Raw genomic sequence first — 16,556 nt, 5'->3', positions numbered from 1 at the left:
GGAGTCCTTCGGTGGTTTAGGAAAGAGTGTTGCGAATGAGAGTTGCGGCTTTTTCGCGGGTTTGTCGATCAGCTACCACGAAATGCATATCGCCGGTATCGAGCGTGGGAACAACCGCGTTGCCTTCGTTGAGGCTCTTCACATGGGCCTCCGCCTGAGGATCCTCCCAAATATTGACCCAGGTTGCATGATTGCCCAGATCGCCTAACGACGAATCGAGGCGCTCGCAGAAGGGGCATCCAGGGCGCCAATAGATGACGACTCCGCCGTCTTCCTGAACTTTGCGTGCGTCTTCTTGGGTTGCTTGCTGACGTTCGAGCATTTTGATCTCCAAAGGTATAACACAATAGGGAGCCCGCCGCGGTTACTGTGACCCATCGAGGTAAAGCAACAGGCTGCATGCGGGCTGTCTAACACTACAAAAAACAGAGCGTTTGAGACAATAATTCCAGCATAGGCGAAAGAATCATGAATCTGCTGGTAAAGGCCTTCGAATACAGAAAAATTCCCCGCATTCATTTTCATGGTGCGGGGAATTTTTGAAGACTAGAGTCTTATTTACCGAACTTATCGGTAATCTTCTGGACGTTCTCATTGACGACCTCTTCAGCCTTCGAGGTGTGCTCGTCGTTGACGACTTCCTTACCTGCCTTGTCGTTAACGAGGTTCTTTGCCTTGTCGATGCCCTGCTCGACGATGTTCTTCGGATCGAAACCCATAAGACTCTCCTTTATTTTGGGTGACTGGTTGAAACACAGTGTAGAGGTTGTACAGAGTATAAACAACCCTCGAAATATCATGACATGAGTTAGGGTGAAATTTATCTAAAGTTCTCCGAGAGCCAATCACAATCCGCAGGAAAACCGGCAACCATCGGCAGAAAACGAGGCTCGGCGTACCCGTGTTCGGCGTATGCTTGGGCGATCGCCTGAGCTGTTTCCTCAAGCCGGGATGTTTTAACAAGAGCCATCACGGCGCCGCCGAAACCGCCTCCGACAATGCGCGCCCCTAAGGCCCCGTGTGCCAGACATGCTTCAACCGCAGCGTCGATCTCCGGGCGGGAGACACGAAGCTCATCGCGCATTGAAATAAAGGACTCGGTAAAGATGCGCCCGGCCTCTTCAAAAGCCCGATACCCCAGCTCATCCGCATGTTTGAGCAGGTAGCTGGCGCGCCCCACCAGCGTCATATCGTGAAACGCATGGCGGACCCAACCGCGCGGGAAAGTTGCCGGGCCCTCACGTTCCTCTAACGCTGTCAGAGAACGATTAACCGAAGAATCTACCAGTTCCAAACGCCATTCTTTAGCCTCGCGTTCATCGTGGTGTGCACACGTAAGATCTTCGGGAAGAGCATCACGTAGAAAGGTGAGACCAAGCGCTTTCGCACACGATTCAGAGGCGGCACGCCGGGTGGCAAAACCATTGTGCGCCAGCGCGTGCGGGGTATTCGTATCAACAACAAGAAAACTTAGCCCGTGCTTCTGCAGGTTCAGATGAATAGGGTCTATCGAAAAATCACGAAAATCGACGACCAAAGCCTGACCTGGTTTCGACCGCAGCGACGCCGTCTGATCGAGCCCGCCGGTATGTGCACCCGCAACTTTATTCTCTGCGGTGATGCACACTTGTGCCAGGCGGGCCCGGAGTGCATCGTTATCGGGGGAGCGGTCGGAAGGAACCGCATCGGTATCAGGGCAACCGGGGCGCAGCGGGCAGGAAAGGTCAAGAAGCGCCAGTGCTGTGGAGCATTCTAAAGCGGCGGACGAAGAAAGCCCCCCTCCCACAGGAACCCGTGAGTTAATGAGCAAATCAGCCCCGAACTGGCGGGGAAGCATAATATCGCGACCACCCTCATGATTCATCGCCCATGCAACACCGGCAACATAGGTGAACCAGCCCTTAATATGCCCGGGTTGAATATCCCGAATCACAATTGTGCGTTCGTCTCCGGGCATCTGCAAAGAAGATGCGCGCAGCACCCCGTCCCGGCGCAGCGACCCCGCAATATAGGTGCGGTAGGGCAGCGGCATAGGCATGCACGAACCACCCAGAAAGTCGATGTATTCACCCAAGAGATTCAAACGACCGGGAGCGGACCATACCCCATCAGGCTCTTTACCATAGGTCTGTCGAAACGCTTGGCGTACCCGCTGAATTTCATCCTGATGTTCGGGCAGAGAAGCCCACTGCGGGATTGCGGTGGTCGTCATAGAACTCCATTCAGGCAATGCGATAAAACGGTACTCTTCAACATACCATCTGCACGCCTGCGTACCGGGGCACGACTGCACAACGGCAGCAGCCCCGGCTGATGCATATGCATCTGTATGCGGGAATTATTTGGAGAGCATGAGCCCATCAATAGCAGTGGAAATATCAGCCGTATATGCTTCACACACCGGCTTAGGAATTTCCTGCAGGGGATTCTCTTCGGCTTCCGCAGTCAGCGAAGTCAATACAGGAATAGCCTGTGCCTCTTCCACCAGGCTCAAGGCAAGGTGAATGAGCATGCGGGCGCGGCGCAGCGCCTCCCCAGGCTCAAACCCCATATTTTGAGCGTCATAGGCAATGGCCGCCACGGGCTTGAGCCGCTCAGGATTAGTTGCCAATGCCAGGCGAATAACTTCAGGAAATTCTGGAATGGAATAAATAGTCTCGAAAAGAACCTGTCCGCGCACGATCAAGGACTCTTTTACTGCCTCTGGATCCTTAGAATCCGCGGGCATAAGAAGCTCCTTTGGAGCTTTCTTGTCCAAGATATAGTTCGCAAGAAGCACCAAAAGGTGCTGTTTATTCTTGACATGGTAATAGAGGGCGCCGGGAGCAACTTGAAGTTCAGCTGCCAAACGGCGCATCGACAAATCCGCTAAACCATTGGTTACCAGAAGATCAAATGCTGTGTCTAAAATTTTTGCTTGAGAAAGTACCACACGTCTATTTTACGGGTGAAATCTCTCTGCTGTCATGAAAAACACCTATAAATTCTCGTAAAGAGTATGAAGAAGTAATTGTATTTATGTAGAAAACTATAGAAATTGCTAGTGGCATAACTGTAAAAATTGAGGCTTACGTAGGTGTTTAATAAATGGTATGAGTAACGCATATTCCGAACTTGTGGCACGCATTAGCGGGGGAGAGGGATTGACCCGCGATGAAGCGCAGTCGCTTCTGAGCACTGAAGACGGTCAAGATTTTGCGCTTATTGAAGCAGCATCTGCACTTCGCCGCCAAGAATTTCGCAATGTAATAGCAATTCATACTGAAGATGAGGAATTAGCTGAAGCATTAGGTACACGTTCAATTTCTATTGATTCTTATGAAATTTTAGATATAAGCCAAGATATTGATTCTCATGAACTCGCTGACCGGATGGTGGCTTTAGGAGCCGGGAAATCTACCGGCATTACCGTGAAACTACCTCAGCAGGCGGTTCCGATGACGCTGATGCGCATCCTCTCCGTCTTGCGGCTTGCTGCACCCGATAAGGTTATTCACCTTCCCGAAGGCTACGAAGAGTCGCTGCGTTCGCTGGCATCTCTGGCTATGCATATTGTGAGTGCTATTACCATTACCGATGATATTGAGCGTTGGCCGCTCGTGAATGAAACCCTCAAAGCACTGCGTCACGGCGGGATTGTGATCGCTGGTTCGGGCAGTCGCGATGCGCTCGCCGGGTACCTGGCGTATCTTTCGGAGCTCGGCGTTGATTTGATGGGTCACCGTGAGGCACGCGGCTCAGCCTGCGGTTCTGTTGATGGCGGCGGATGCTGTGGCGGGCACGAAAGCGAGCCTGCCGCATCCTCGGGTGGCTGCGGCTGTGGCTCGGGCGGCTGCGGTTCCGATTCCGTCTCGACAGAACAGCATGCGCATTCCGAAGGTGGATGCTGTGGTGGGCACGATTCCGCTCAGCCGGTTGAGGTTCCGAAACCCGCTACCTCCGGTGGGTGCGGATGCGGTTCCGGCGGCTGTGGGTCGGCATAGCATCTAGCTTCCCTCACGCAACATAATTGCCCCTTCATCAAGATCGCAGAGGTTGATTTTGGTGAAGGGGTTCCCTGTGTTTGCGGGGTAAAAGCGATATATTCCAAAATTGGAATAGTATTACCTTACGGTTATTCGTCTTGTAGGTGAACATTACCCGAACTCTCCTGCAAGAAGGGCTGTTACCTGTGACTCTCCGGTAAAGTTGAGTATGAGTGTATCTAAAAATACAAGGGGTTGATACGAGAGACAATGCTCTACTTATCCGTTATAGTTCTGATTCTACTTGCAACAGTCATTATGGTGAGCGTTGGCGATCGCCTTAATCTTCCCTGGCCCGTGATGATGACCATCCTGGGTGTTGGAGCGCTGCTGCTACCTCCCGATCGACCCCATATTGAAATCGACAGCGATATTATTCTGCCGATCTTCCTGCCGCCGCTGCTGTGGGCTATCGGTGTGAAATTCTCTTGGGGTACACTCCGGCGCCGCTGGAAGTCCGTTATCCTCTATTCGGTGCTGCTCACCACGGCATCTGCGCTTGCCGTTGCCGGTGTTGCCCTGTGGTGGGTTCCCGGAATGACGGTTGCTGTCGCTCTGGCACTTGGTGCCGCGGTTTCACCCCCTGACCCCGTTGCTGTTGAGGCCGTTGCCGAGCCTGTCGGCATTCCACGACGTCTGATTGGCACGCTTCAGACTGAGGGTAGTTTTAACGATGCTATATCGATTGTGCTCTTTCATGCTGCTATTCATTCGATGGAGGAACATCACGCCATCGAACCAATCGAGGTTATGAGGGACTTCGCTTTAGGATCGGTTCTAGCGGTTATTATCGGTTTTGCATTTGGCTGGATCGGTGGTTATGTGCGTCTGCGCGCCCACGATGTGGTGACGAGAAATGCCGTAACTCTTGTAATTCCCTTCGCTGCTTACCTGGTGGCAGAAAATATTCACGCATCCGGCGTTATTGCCGTGGTGATCGCCGCAATTCAATTCACCAGCACTAAGTATTTGGTGGCCTTAGAAGCTGAGGATCGTCTGACGACCTCATCTTTCTGGCAGATTATTGAATTGCTCATGACCGGTATTGCTTTTGGGCTGATCGGTCTGCAGGCGAGCGAAATTATCTATAAAGCCAACTCAGAGCGTATTGCCGGTCTCTTCGTCGATGGTGCCGTTATTGCTGTGGTCGCGATGATAATTCGTCTTGTGTGGTTCACAGTCATCTGGCTGATTGGTAAGGCTGCCCGCCCGGTGCATGAAGGTGCTCCCGAATCCTTCGCCGAGGTTATCGTGATGACCTGGTCGGGGATGCGCGGCCTAGTGACCCTGATTCTTGCGCTCTCTATTCCCATGATCGACGGTATGGAACAGGTGCGTGAAGACGCTATCGTGATGATGATTTCGATTCTGTTCTTTACCCTTGTGGTGCCCGGGCTGACCCTGCCGTTTGTGGTGAGGATTCTGAAGGTTCAGGTGAACCATGAGGAAGATACCGCCGTTCCCGAACTGCTCAAACTGGCTCAGAATGCGGCTTTGGAAGCCCTGCAGGAAGAAGCAAAGGCAACGGTTGATCCAGAGACCTACGCCCGCGTGAAGGATATGTACACCGCTATTACTCGCCGCGACGAGATTATCGAGAGCCTGCCTGAGGAATATAAGCCCCATATCGAAAAGCTCAAGGATAAGCGAAGCGACTATATTCGTCTGCGTGATGCGGCGCTGATGGCGGCACAGCGTGCAGTGATTTCAGCTCAGGATCGTTACGATTCACACGATGTTTCCCGAGTAATTCGTAAGTTGGATATTCTGGTTCAGGCTGAGAATGTGCGCACGAATAATAACTTTATTCTGCCTTCGTTGCCTGCCGGAAGCGTAGCTCTTGAAAGGTATAACATGCTCCGCAGTCATCTGGGAACTTCGACTATTCCCATCGTGAAGGATGCCCCTTCTTCGCCATATGTTTCTAATGCCATATTTGATGAACAACGTTAAGCTATGATTTTCACACCGTGAACCTGGGAAAATTAAGGAAATTCACGGTATGAAATGCTTTGAGGCCTCATATCATCTAAAATTGGATTAAGAGGAATTTTACGCCGTTCAAACGCATAATGTATACGAATATTTTATGCGTTTCTTCATAATTGAAAAGCTGTGAAAACCCATGAATTCTAAAAAACTTTCGCCCGCCTATCTCACCTCCCTACTTCTTATCGTGGTCGGTGCCTTGCTGATTAGCCTCTCACAGACATGGCTGCTGTGGCTCGGATGGATTCTAGTTCTTGCCGCGCTGGGATTGAATGTTCTTGCACACATGGTCACTATTTCCAAGGCTCAAGGAGAGCCTACGCCCGCTTTGGTGACAAGCTTAAGTGAGATGGAAAATAACCTTGTGGGCGCTATGCGCGATAAAAATACGGAGCGTCATGACAGTCCTGAGGGTGATGACGGGGCTTATGATGGTGAAGAAGAAAACTCCGCATCGGATGAAGCCGCGCAGTCTTCGACCTGCGAGTCTGACGCCGGCAAACTTGGAGTTCTTCCCTCAAAACCCAACGGTCCACGAGGCTCTCACCCACGCTCAAACGTTCGCTAAAGGTCTGCTATGAACACAAAATTCCTTCTCTCACCCGCATATCTATGCTCGGCGGCACTGCTGATAGTAGGTGCTGTGCTCAGTGGAGGAAGGTTTATGCTGATCGGCTGGATTTTCTTTATCGTCGGTCTTTTTCTGAACGCTTTGGTATTAGTTGTCTTGGTTAACCGCGATCAACTGACTCATCTTGGCGCTCAGCTCAAACGTCCCGATGAATCAGAACTAGAGATCGGCGAACCGGTGGTGCAGCGTCTTGATGAAGAATTTGCTGAACCGGCTGTGGATATGGATGCAGACCCTCTGCCGGAGGATCTTCCTGATGCTCCAGAGGCTGTGGAGAATGGGGCAAAAGATACTGCTTCTGTAAAAAGAACATAAGACCTTCAGAAAATAAGCGTGGCGTACATTCGCCCTCACGAAATGGATCGCGACGCACAATCTTCCCGCCTACAAGGTCGGTAGGGTGTGGAAGTTCAAGCTCTCAGAAATCGACGAGTGGGTTCGCACCGGTCAAGCCGCAGAAGAACCACATCCCAACAACACTCACGAGCCTAAGGAGGAACGCTAATGCCAGAACTGAACTGGGTCGGCAAAGACAAGGTGATCACCCACCATCTCGACGTTCCCTACCGCGTCCTTGACCGCCAATACTCATATGACGAGCACGGCCAACACGATGCGGACAACGGCTCCCAGAACATGATCATTCATGGTGACAATCTCGAAGCTCTCAAAGCGCTCCTGCCTCGCTATGAAGGAAGAGTCGACTGTATTTACATTGATCCTCCCTATAACACGGGTAACGAAGGTTGGGTGTACAACGACGCCGTCAACGACCCGCAAATCAGGAGATGGCTCGGTGAAGTCGTCGGCAAAGAAGGCGAAGACCTCTCCCGCCATGACAAGTGGTTGTGCATGATGTACCCACGCCTGCGGCTGTTGCAGCGGCTGCTTGCGCCGACTGGTGCTATTTTCGTTTCGATTGATGACAATGAGGCTGCCCACCTGAAGGCTATGTGTGACGAGATCTTTGGGGCTCGTTGTTTCGTGGCTGACATCTCGTGGCAGCGAAATTATTCGACCCGTAATGATTCCAAAGGAATCCCTGCCGAGGTTGAACACTTGCTCGTGTTCTCCAAACAGCCAGGATGGAACCCCAACAAGCTCGAACGCACAGCCGACATGGATTCGATTTATAAGAATCCCGATAATGATTCAGGAGCCTGGACTTCGGATAATCCATTTGCTCCAGGGGCGGCTACCCACCAGGGCATGGTCTACGCCATCCAGCACCCTTTCACAGGTGAGTTGATTTACCCGGGAACCGGAAACTGTTGGCGCTACCAGCAAGACGAGATGCTCCGCATCTTCAATGGTTGGACGGACTACGAGCTCCGCGACATTGATGATGCTGAAGCACGCGCCGCGGTTTGCGGCATTAGTGCAGACGACGTGAAGCCGGGTGTGAAGGCATTGATGCTCGCGAAGCCCCTCGAGGAAGCCAGAACCGATGCCCAGGCTGTGTATGAGCGGGGCCAGTGGCCGCGTTTCTATTTCACGAAGGGCGGCCAAGGCGGAGTGCGTCGCAAGACCTATCTGGACAGTGTCGGCGGAGCATTGCCGACGAACTTCTGGTCCTATGAGGTTGCCGGGCACACTGATGAAGCCAAAAAGGAGATCCGGGCAATCTTCGACGGTCGGGTCGCCTTCGACACTCCCAAACCAACGCGCCTGATCGAGCGGATTCTGGCGGTGGCCACCGACGAGAACTCCCTTGTGTTGGATTCCTTTGCGGGGTCTGGCACAACCGCCCACGCCCTGCTCAACTTGAACAAGGCTGACGGAGGCAATAGACGGTTCATCTTGGTTGAGTTGGGTGACTACGCTGACTCGGTCACTGCCGAGCGTGTCCGTCGCGCGATCACTGGCTACAAGGGTGAGTCTGAAGAATCGATCACGTTGTACGAGCATAAGCTCACGTTGGCGGCGATGAAGAAAGCCGATGGCCTGCTCGCCGAGGCGAACAAGATTTATGAGGAGGCTCAGGGCAAGTACACCAAGGTGTCACGCCCGAAGATCGTCACGAAAGTGACAGGTAAATCGGGTAGCTCCTATCTACAAGTTGTCGCTACGCAGTCACACGACCATGATGTTTCGGGTACGGGAGGTGACTTCTCCTTCTATGAGCTTGGCGCGCCGCTGCTTGTGGAGGGGGATCTGAATCCTGACGTTCCTCTTGAGCAGGTCCGTGAGTATGTGTGGTTCACCGAGACAGGACAGGCGTTCTCGAGTTCGTCTAGTGCTCATCTGTATTTCTTGGGTCGGTATGATGACGCGTCGTTCTTTTTCGTGTTCGAGCCGGATCGTGTGACGAGTTTGGATCGTGACTATCTGGCTTCGATCCCGCCTGAGTGCGCGGCTAGTTCGTATGTCATTTATGCCGACACGTGTTTGTTGTCGGATGAGGAGCTGCGCTCCCTGAATATCACGTTTAAGAAGATCCCTCGGGATATCACCCGTCTCTAAGGAGTGTTGGTCATGGAGTTGAAGAAGTATCAAAACCGGGTGATTGCCGATCTGGAGGATTACCTCACCCAGCTTAACGAGCAGCCCACTCTGAGCGATGCGTTCAAAGTGTTTTGGGAGTCCCGTCAGATCGAGGTTGGCACCCCGCAGATGCCGGGCTACCAGAACGTGATCGACGGCGTCCCGCACGTGTGTTACAAGGTCCCGACCGGTGGTGGGAAGACGTTTTTGGCGTGTGCATCAGTGAAGCCGATTTTCGAGGCTCTGCCACCGACACGGAAGAAGGTCGTAGTGTGGCTGGTGCCCTCAGATTCGATTTTGACGCAAACCTTGGCGGCATTGAAGAATCCGGCCCATCCGTATCGGCAGAAGCTGAACGCTGATTTTGGTGGCCGTGTTGAGGTGTATTCGAAAGAAGAGTTGCTGGCAGGGCAGAATTTCAGCCCGTCGACGGTGGCTGAGCAGCTGTCAGTGATGGTGCTCTCCTACGACTCGTTCCGCTCACGAACAAAGGACGGGCGCAAGGCATACCAAGCTAATGGGAATCTCGCCTCGTTCGCGACCGCGTTTGGTGCCCCGGAGCAGCCGATCGAGAACGCGGATGAGACTGCACTGTTCCAGGTGATTAACCAGTTGAATCCCGTCGTGATCGTGGATGAGTCGCACCATGCGACGAGCACGTTGAGCCAGGAGATGCTCACGAATTTCAACCCTGCATTCATTCTTGATCTGACCGCAACCCCGAAGCGGCAAGCGAACGTGATCTCGTATGTGGATGCGCTCTCACTCAAGAACGAGAGCATGGTCAAACTTCCGGTCATTGCATACAACCGAGCGTCGCAAAAGGATGTTGTCACAGACGCGATCGACCTGCGCCGTTCACTAGAAGTCGCTGCTACACAGCAGTATGAAAGTGGTGGCGCTTATATTCGCCCAATCGTGTTGTTTCAGGCTCAGCCGAAGACGAGCGAGGACGCTACATCGTTTGAGCGGCTGCGTGACAAGCTCGTCAAGGCGGGTATTCCTGCCGAGCAGATCGCGATCAAGACCGCCGACGTGAACGAGCTCAAGGGCGTGGACCTGCTCAGCAAGGAGTGTCCGATCAGGTTCATCATCACCGTGAACGCGTTGAAGGAAGGTTGGGATTGCCCCTTCGCCTACATTTTGGCGTCGTTGGCGAACAAGACCAGCCAGGTCGATGTTGAGCAGATCCTTGGCCGTGTTCTGCGCCAACCCCTCGCCAAGAAGCAACCGAACACGTTGTTAAACATGAGCTACGTGCTGACCTCCTCGAACGATTTCGGCGCAACGCTCAAACAGATCGTTGCCGGGCTCAACAGCGCAGGATTCTCCAAGCGCGACTTCCGCGCAGCCGATCAAGTCGCTTTCGACTTTACTGGCACGGACCAGTCCAGCCAACCCGCCCCAACGTCCCCAGGCCCAGAGGATAGTGTGGACGTTGAAGAGTTCTTGGAGTTCGATGAGCAGGAAGTTGCAGCTGATCTAGATGCGCGAGAAGAATCCGCAAGTTCACAAGAACCTTCAGCTGATCCGACAGTGGCTTCGATGATCGAGCAGGCTGCCCAGCAGGGTGCGGACTATGAGCAGGAGGCCGAAGAAGCTGCACAGATGGGTGAGGGCTTCGTGCCCTCAGATTTGGAGGATGCTGTGAACACGAGCTTCGTGAACCCTGAATTTGCTGACGACATCGAGACCACTCGGTTACCACAGTTTGTGATCAGGACTCCCGAATCAGCTCTGTTTTCCACCGGCGGCGGCGAATTCGATGTTCTGCGTCATGAGGCTTTGGCGGCGGGATTCGTACTCCTCAACAAGGACATTGAGATTGATCTGTCAGCAGCCGATGAGCAGATGTATCGCATCGACGTGCAAAAGGGGGTGGATGTGCCCAAAGCCTTCCGCATGTCGAGCACAGATCAGCGTTTCATGCGCGAGCATTTCTCGAAGCTCAGTGTTGAGAGCCAGAAACGCAATGCCGCCGAAGCTGTCTACATGCGTCTAAAACCGATCAACTCGATCAACGATTCAGACCTCCGGTCCTATATCGGTCGAGTTGTAGATGCTTTCGGTAGTGAACAACTTCTGACCTACCAAGAGCATCCCCAAGCAGTTGCGGAGAAAATCAAACAGAAGATTCTTGGTCTGCTAGAGGAACATAAATTCAAGAAGTTCTACGAGGACATCGAGACACGGCGCGTTGATATCCAAGAGCTGTATGCGTTCCCTAAAGCTATCCAGCCCATTCATGCCAGCTCCCTGATTGGCGGGTCGCTGTATGAGGCCGAAGACAAGATGAACGGCTTTGAGCTCAAACTCGCTGGTCGTTTCTCCGGAATGAACAACGTTCGCTGGTGGCACCGCGTCATTGAACGCAAGGGTTTTTGCCTCAATGGTCCGTTCAATCACTACCCAGATTTCGTCGTGATGACCACCAGCGGCACCATCGTGGTTGTCGAGTCCAAGGGCGAGCATTTGAAGAACGACGATTCTAACCGCAAGATCAGGCTCGGGCGGGCGTGGGCGAACAAGTCTGGCAATGGCTATCGCTACTACATGGTCTTCGAGGACGGAGTCACTCCACCTGACGGGGCGGTTACTTTGTCGGAGCTCGTGCGTATCCTCGAAAAGCTGTAGGCGGGAAGGACACCTTTTGGGAGAAGACGAGATGGCACAGGCGACGATCACGCCAACGCTGCATGGTGTAACGCACCCACATGAGCACCAGCACCACGCCCAGCGGAATCAAGCACAACCAACTATTCCACAGGGCATAAATACCTATAGCCAACGCGGCGAGCGCCAGTTGAATCGGGGCAATAGAAACAATATCGCTGGAACGCTCGCGCTGGTTCTTCACCAAAGACTCACGGGCGGCCTGCCGAAAAGCATCGCCAAAACTCTCGGGATTGCGCTCTTTATTTGTTGAAGACATTCGCCATCTACCCCGCTTTAACAATCTATAGACGTTGTTTTCGCAAAAAGTTTCACGTGAAACGTAGAATCTACGCACCCAACGAAGAGTCAATAAACTCCCACGCATGATCCACCGAAACCTCGGTTCGCGCCTTCACATCATCCGGGGAATAGCTGAACGACGCCGCATGATCCGCCCACTCATGCATGGGTACATCGTTCCAGGAATCCCCAATCGTGTAGGTTTCATACTCAACCGGTTTCAGATACTCCACAAGCCACGCCAGCCCGGTCGCCTTCGTGCACCGCGGGGGCACAATATCCAGAAAATCCTGATTCTTGTGACAATCCACTGAATCACCGAACTCCTCAAGAATCCAGCGGTAGGTGCGCTCGCGAGCATCGTCTTCAGGAATCCACAGGGGCACGCCCACATAATCTTGGGTATCAATCTCGGACTCTGCCAGCGGCAGGAACGCGGGCAGAATATTCGTCGAAGACCCCACATTATCCGCCAGACGATAGTCATGGGTTAAAGTCGTGGCAAAAAGAGCGACCCCCGGCTCCTTTGTGAACCGCTCATAGCAGGCGCGCACCACCGACACCGGCAGAGTTTGCGCGTGCAGGATGTTGTACTCGGCGTCGGTCACAACCGCGCCGGTGTACAGCACGTTGTAATCGAAGGTTACGCCGGTTTTATCGAGGGCAAGTTTCGTGGCGAAAATACTTTTCCCCGTCGCACACACCGCAAGATTCCCGGCCTGCTGCCAGCGGTGAATAGCCTGCACATTCGCGGGATCGATGGTCCGGTCAAAAAGCAGAGTACCATCCAAATCGAATGCCATCAGTTTTTTCATGGGATTCCTCAGGTCTGTCTGTGCGGTGGCTAAAAATCACGGGATGCGCGTCCGGTACCAGTCTACCGGAGCGCGCATCCCGCAGGGTTATCAAACGGTCGCTCAGACCTAGGAGGGAAGTGACAGGAACCCGAGGTAGGAACCTGCAATACCCACGGCAAAGAGACCGAAAATAATCCAAATGGCGTTAACCCTCTTGCGCAGAAGCCACATGCACAGGAAACACAGGGCCAGTGCGGCAAGCCCGGGCAGCAGCTGATCCATCATTGACTGCACGGTGACCTCAACATTCTTACCGTTTTGTTCGTATTCCGTGAGCTTGAGCGGAATGTTAATGGTCGTCCACCGGTACACGAGCGACCCCATCACGAACAGGCCCATCACCGAGGCGCCCTGCGTGATCTTCTGCAGGGTGTTGCCGCCCGCTTCGCCCACGATTTGGGTACCTTTTTCGTACCCATATTTGAAGCCGTACCAGCGGGTACCCCACCGAATCGCGGTCATGCCAAAGAAGAAAATCAGCGGTCCCAGAATATTGCCCGCAATAGCGAAGGATGCACCTACCGCCGCCAGCACGATGCGCGCGGTACCCCAGTAAATCGGGTCGCCCACGCCTGCGAGCGGTCCCATTAGACCAACCTTCACGTTGGTAATGGCGGCATCATCAATGCCTTCTTTACCGGCTGCCTTTTCGCGCTCCATAGCGGCAGTCACACCCATAATGGAGGACGCGACCCACGGTTGGGTGTTGAAGAACTCCAGGTGACGGGTGAGCGCTTCTGCCTGATCTTCCTTCTTGGTGTAGAAACGTTTAATCGCGGGGATCATCGACACCGCAAAACCAATGGCTTGCATACGCTCGAAGTTGAAGGAGCCGAGCAGGAAAGTGGAGCGGATGTAGGTATCAATTTTGTCGCGCTTGGTGAGGTCGGGAACCTCGGCGGTTACTTTTTCTTGAGTTTTCTCAGTCATGATTCGCTCCTACTCAAGCTCGTTGTCGAGGTCGTCGGCTGGGCGTGCGGCTGCCGGTGCCGCCTCACTCTTATGGAAGATTGGATTCAGCTGGGTATACAGCAGTCCCAGGCACGCTCCGACAATACCGATCGCGACTAGGTTCAGCTGTGCGGGGTCTGCCAGGGTTGCGGCGAGGTTGCCGATAGCATCCTTGTTGCCGCCGCTGAGCGTGATTTCCTGGGACGCCGGAATAGCGGCTGCCGCGATGAATCCGAGGAAGAAGAACGGCATGAGGGCGCGGGACTTCATCATGTTAATGACCATGGCGAAACCGACCACCGTAATCATGCCGCCAGCGATACGCAGGCCGTTCGTCACCTCAGCAGGAATAGCCTGCAGCCAGTTCTGCAGGGTTTCGGAGTTAATAAGGGCAACCACGGCGGTTGGGACAGCCACACGCAAACCTTGCAGAACCATACCGCTGATATGCATGAGCTCAATACCCCGGAAATTCGCCGTTTGGGCGAACCGGTCGGCTTGATGCTGGAAGAAGACGGTAATAGTTCGCACGAAAATGGTGAGCACCTGCCCGGCTGCGGCAATCGGAATAGCAACGGCGATGCCCTGCGCTTTATCAAGGTGACCATGAATAACGACGACCGTTGCGATACATGATGCGAGCGCCGCATCGGGTGCCATCGCCGCGCCGACGTTCATCCACCCGAGGGCAATGAGTTCGAGCATACCGCCCAAGATAATGCCAGTGGTGGGGTCGCCGAGGGCGAAACCCATGAGGGTACATGCCACCAGGGGGCGGTGGAACTGGCGTTCGTCCACCACGGATGCGACACCCGCAATGAACGCCACCACAATGACGAGAATAAATGCGAGGGGACTCATGAGTCGAGGCCTTTCTCTTTCAAAATTTTTGCCAGATCGACGGGGTTGTGGTTGGGAAGCTGCTGTACGTACAGCTTGACGCCGCGTTTGAGAAGTTCACGGTACGCTTCGAGGTCTTCCTCAGATGCGTAAACTGCCTCAGAAAGCTGCGTCATACCGGTTTTGTAGGTTACTCCGCCAACATTGACCTCTGGAATTTCGACGCCTTCGTCTATTAGACGCACCACATCGACCGGGGATTCGAGTACAAACATGGTTTTCATGCCGGTGTACTTGGGGTTGTTGTACACGCGCCCCGCTTTAGCAATATCGAGCACATTAGTTTTGACTCCGGCGGGCGCCACCTGCAGCAGCAGGGTCTTGCGGAGGTTGTCGTGGGCGGCTGCATCCGATGCGGCAATAAAGGTTTGCGGTGCCACATAAGGAACCCAGGTGCCCGCGACCTGCCCGTGAATAAGGCGGGAGTCGATGCGCGTGAAAATAGCATCCATATGCCCGCCTTCAACCTGCTGTTCTGCGGGTATTTCCGGTGCCGCCGGTGTTTCGGCGGGTTTTGCCTCTTGAGAAGGCTTTTCTTCCTGTACCGGTTGGTTGGCTTCTTGGAAGGAGCGAATACCCTTCACGCCCGCCTTATGGGCTTTGGCAACTAGGCTCTTGAGGGTTGCATTTTTGCGACCGGCGCCGCTGATAACTTCGATGAGCATCGGCACGTTGACGCCTGCAACAACATCAATATTTTCGTGTTCTGCCGCGAATCGAGCACCCGCATTGTAGGGACTGCCGCCGAAGAGGTCGACGAGAATAAGGGTTTCTTCGGATCCTGTTTCCGCAACGATGCGCGTGTACTCTTCGATCAAATCTTCCGGACCCTGCCCGGGAAGAAATGTCACCGGATACACGTTATCGAGGTTTCCGAGGATCATGCTGGCGGTCTTTAAGAGCGCGGGTGCTGACTCCCCGTGTGCCGCCACGATGATAGTGACCATGATGGTCCTCTCGTTACTACAGAATGTGTGTTGTTTCCGTATTAAGGGTCTAAACCCTTTGAGAATATCACGGTCGGTAGCGGTTCTAAATATAGAGAAAAATATAGGAAAAAATACTTCTACATGAGAACCTCTCGGCACATAAATATAGTATATGTGACCTAAACTATGTCGTTCTTAAGGGCATGATCTAGAGGGTGGAGAGTGTGAAAGGTCATCAGTCGGACAGGGGTAAAAAGCTGTTATATGCTGTATTTTGATGCATTAATAGCGTATATTCTTATATTCCAATATAGGAATATATTGAGTTTTGGAAGGGCTTGTCGGGGGTAAGATGCATTCTGACTAAAAATTCTTGTGATTGTGAATAAAACATTAAAAATTCTGCGTTATTTACGATCAAGAGACTTTTTATTGTGTAGAGGTGATGATTTTAAATTCTAAGAACCCCACATCTCTTGGGCGAGACGGTCAATATGAATCGTCAAATACGTGAGCTCATCCTGGCGTAACGGCTGATTGAGCTGCATCTCTAATAGGAGAAGAACCTTTTGTGCGCATGCGAAGGCTTGGGGCGCATCCGCCCGAAGCGCCGCCAAAACACCGGGCTGAGTAATATGCTGTTGTTGTTTATTGTTCTCTCGATCGGCACGTACGAAGAGATAACGCAGATGGGTAATAAACCGCGCCGCCGACATGGAATTTGTGTCTATCGGCTTGCCATATGTCGCTCCGATAACATCAAAAACCTGCGCGAAAACCTCAGTCATGCGGAAAGCCCGCGACATATCGGCCGTCGCAAACTGGGCATTGACGA

General features: G+C 53.2%; 17 protein-coding genes. 7 read left to right on the top strand and 10 right to left on the bottom strand.

What is annotated here, in order from left to right:
* Positions 1-16: 16 nt before the first annotated feature.
* The 4 genes from HMPREF2554_RS10850 to HMPREF2554_RS11960 all read right to left on the bottom strand — a co-directional run bounded on the left by HMPREF2554_RS10850 (position 17) and on the right by HMPREF2554_RS11960 (position 2,932).
* Entirely contained in the window at positions 17-322 is a 306-nt protein-coding gene (locus HMPREF2554_RS10850; protein WP_048751390.1) for a glutaredoxin domain-containing protein, read from the bottom strand.
* Positions 323-554: 232 nt separating this feature from the next.
* On the bottom strand, positions 555-719 hold the full coding sequence (locus HMPREF2554_RS10845; RefSeq protein ID WP_004005912.1) for a hypothetical protein: 165 nt from the start codon (positions 717-719) through the stop codon (positions 555-557).
* A gap of 101 nt (positions 720-820) precedes the next feature.
* Complete coding sequence (locus HMPREF2554_RS10840; RefSeq protein WP_070555386.1) at positions 821-2,212, bottom strand: galactokinase; 1,392 nt, start codon at positions 2,210-2,212, stop codon at positions 821-823.
* 126 nt (positions 2,213-2,338) lie between these two features.
* Complete coding sequence (locus HMPREF2554_RS11960; protein ID WP_037231446.1) at positions 2,339-2,932, bottom strand: TetR/AcrR family transcriptional regulator; 594 nt, start codon at positions 2,930-2,932, stop codon at positions 2,339-2,341.
* Between the two features lie 160 nt (positions 2,933-3,092).
* Between HMPREF2554_RS11960 and HMPREF2554_RS10830 the strand changes: the two genes are divergently transcribed.
* From HMPREF2554_RS10830 to HMPREF2554_RS10805, 7 genes are all read left to right on the top strand, one after another.
* The gene (locus HMPREF2554_RS10830; protein WP_070555382.1) at positions 3,093-3,983 is read left to right on the top strand and encodes a biotin synthase; all 891 of its coding nucleotides are present in this window, start codon (positions 3,093-3,095) and stop codon (positions 3,981-3,983) included.
* A 252-nt stretch (positions 3,984-4,235) separates the two neighbouring features.
* Entirely contained in the window at positions 4,236-5,978 is a 1,743-nt protein-coding gene (locus HMPREF2554_RS10825; RefSeq protein ID WP_070555380.1) for a cation:proton antiporter, read from the top strand.
* 172 nt (positions 5,979-6,150) lie between these two features.
* Positions 6,151-6,582 (top strand): DUF202 domain-containing protein, encoded by a 432-nt coding sequence (locus HMPREF2554_RS10820; RefSeq protein ID WP_070555378.1) that lies wholly within the window; start codon positions 6,151-6,153, stop codon positions 6,580-6,582.
* 96 nt (positions 6,583-6,678) lie between these two features.
* On the top strand, positions 6,679-6,960 hold the full coding sequence (locus tag HMPREF2554_RS10815) for a hypothetical protein (RefSeq protein WP_246826073.1): 282 nt from the start codon (positions 6,679-6,681) through the stop codon (positions 6,958-6,960).
* 46 nt (positions 6,961-7,006) lie between these two features.
* A complete protein-coding gene (locus HMPREF2554_RS11925) occupies positions 7,007-7,150 on the top strand; it encodes a MerR family transcriptional regulator (protein ID WP_210396067.1) in 144 nt (47 codons plus the stop codon).
* A complete protein-coding gene (locus HMPREF2554_RS10810) occupies positions 7,150-9,108 on the top strand; it encodes a site-specific DNA-methyltransferase (protein ID WP_070555372.1) in 1,959 nt (652 codons plus the stop codon). Before HMPREF2554_RS11925 ends, HMPREF2554_RS10810 begins: the two co-directional genes overlap by 1 nt.
* Positions 9,109-9,120: 12 nt before the next feature.
* A complete protein-coding gene (locus HMPREF2554_RS10805; protein ID WP_070555369.1) occupies positions 9,121-11,763 on the top strand; it encodes a DEAD/DEAH box helicase in 2,643 nt (880 codons plus the stop codon).
* Here HMPREF2554_RS10805 and HMPREF2554_RS10800 read toward each other — a convergent pair.
* From HMPREF2554_RS10800 to HMPREF2554_RS10775, 6 genes are all read right to left on the bottom strand, one after another.
* Positions 11,723-12,061: a hypothetical protein gene (locus tag HMPREF2554_RS10800; RefSeq protein WP_070555366.1), complete on the bottom strand. Its 339-nt coding sequence runs from the start codon at positions 12,059-12,061 to the stop codon at positions 11,723-11,725. The two genes, HMPREF2554_RS10805 and HMPREF2554_RS10800, sit on opposite strands and share 41 nt — an antisense overlap.
* Positions 12,062-12,131: 70 nt before the next feature.
* Complete coding sequence (locus tag HMPREF2554_RS10795; RefSeq protein ID WP_070555363.1) at positions 12,132-12,899, bottom strand: HAD family hydrolase; 768 nt, start codon at positions 12,897-12,899, stop codon at positions 12,132-12,134.
* A gap of 108 nt (positions 12,900-13,007) precedes the next feature.
* Entirely contained in the window at positions 13,008-13,871 is an 864-nt protein-coding gene (locus tag HMPREF2554_RS10790) for a PTS system mannose/fructose/sorbose family transporter subunit IID (protein ID WP_070555360.1), read from the bottom strand.
* Between the two features lie 9 nt (positions 13,872-13,880).
* A complete protein-coding gene (locus HMPREF2554_RS10785) occupies positions 13,881-14,753 on the bottom strand; it encodes a PTS mannose/fructose/sorbose transporter subunit IIC (protein WP_070555357.1) in 873 nt (290 codons plus the stop codon).
* Positions 14,750-15,739, bottom strand: a complete 990-nt coding sequence (locus HMPREF2554_RS10780; protein ID WP_013398127.1) for a mannose/fructose/sorbose PTS transporter subunit IIA — start codon at positions 15,737-15,739, stop codon at positions 14,750-14,752. The genes HMPREF2554_RS10785 and HMPREF2554_RS10780 overlap by 4 nt, the downstream gene beginning before the upstream one ends.
* Positions 15,740-16,179: 440 nt before the next feature.
* Positions 16,180-16,556 (bottom strand): PRD domain-containing protein (locus HMPREF2554_RS10775; protein WP_141744404.1); only part of this gene is annotated, 377 nt, incomplete at its 5' end.

Origin of the sequence: Rothia sp. HMSC071F11, assembly GCF_001809115.1 — a bacterium.
GTDB classification, from domain to species: Bacteria; Actinomycetota; Actinomycetes; order Actinomycetales; family Micrococcaceae; genus Rothia; species Rothia dentocariosa.
This window is presented reverse-complemented; position numbering and strand designations above follow the sequence as displayed.

Bases quoted from the DNA above. Each gene is read 5' to 3' on its own strand.
- HMPREF2554_RS10850 (WP_048751390.1), bottom strand. From the start codon at position 322: ATGCTCGAACGTCAGCAAGCAACCCAAGAAGACGCACGCAAAGTTCAG.
- HMPREF2554_RS10845 (WP_004005912.1), bottom strand. From the start codon at position 719: ATGGGTTTCGATCCGAAGAACATCGTCGAGCAGGGCATCGACAAGGCA.
- HMPREF2554_RS10840 (WP_070555386.1), bottom strand. From the start codon at position 2,212: ATGACGACCACCGCAATCCCGCAGTGGGCTTCTCTGCCCGAACATCAG.
- HMPREF2554_RS10830 (WP_070555382.1), top strand. From the start codon at position 3,093: ATGAGTAACGCATATTCCGAACTTGTGGCACGCATTAGCGGGGGAGAG.
- HMPREF2554_RS10825 (WP_070555380.1), top strand. From the start codon at position 4,236: ATGCTCTACTTATCCGTTATAGTTCTGATTCTACTTGCAACAGTCATT.
- HMPREF2554_RS10820 (WP_070555378.1), top strand. From the start codon at position 6,151: ATGAATTCTAAAAAACTTTCGCCCGCCTATCTCACCTCCCTACTTCTT.
- HMPREF2554_RS10815 (WP_246826073.1), top strand. From the start codon at position 6,679: ATGCTGATCGGCTGGATTTTCTTTATCGTCGGTCTTTTTCTGAACGCT.
- HMPREF2554_RS10810 (WP_070555372.1), top strand. From the start codon at position 7,150: ATGCCAGAACTGAACTGGGTCGGCAAAGACAAGGTGATCACCCACCAT.
- HMPREF2554_RS10805 (WP_070555369.1), top strand. From the start codon at position 9,121: ATGGAGTTGAAGAAGTATCAAAACCGGGTGATTGCCGATCTGGAGGAT.
- HMPREF2554_RS10800 (WP_070555366.1), bottom strand. From the start codon at position 12,061: ATGTCTTCAACAAATAAAGAGCGCAATCCCGAGAGTTTTGGCGATGCT.
- HMPREF2554_RS10795 (WP_070555363.1), bottom strand. From the start codon at position 12,899: ATGAAAAAACTGATGGCATTCGATTTGGATGGTACTCTGCTTTTTGAC.
- HMPREF2554_RS10790 (WP_070555360.1), bottom strand. From the start codon at position 13,871: ATGACTGAGAAAACTCAAGAAAAAGTAACCGCCGAGGTTCCCGACCTC.
- HMPREF2554_RS10785 (WP_070555357.1), bottom strand. From the start codon at position 14,753: ATGAGTCCCCTCGCATTTATTCTCGTCATTGTGGTGGCGTTCATTGCG.
- HMPREF2554_RS10780 (WP_013398127.1), bottom strand. From the start codon at position 15,739: ATGGTCACTATCATCGTGGCGGCACACGGGGAGTCAGCACCCGCGCTC.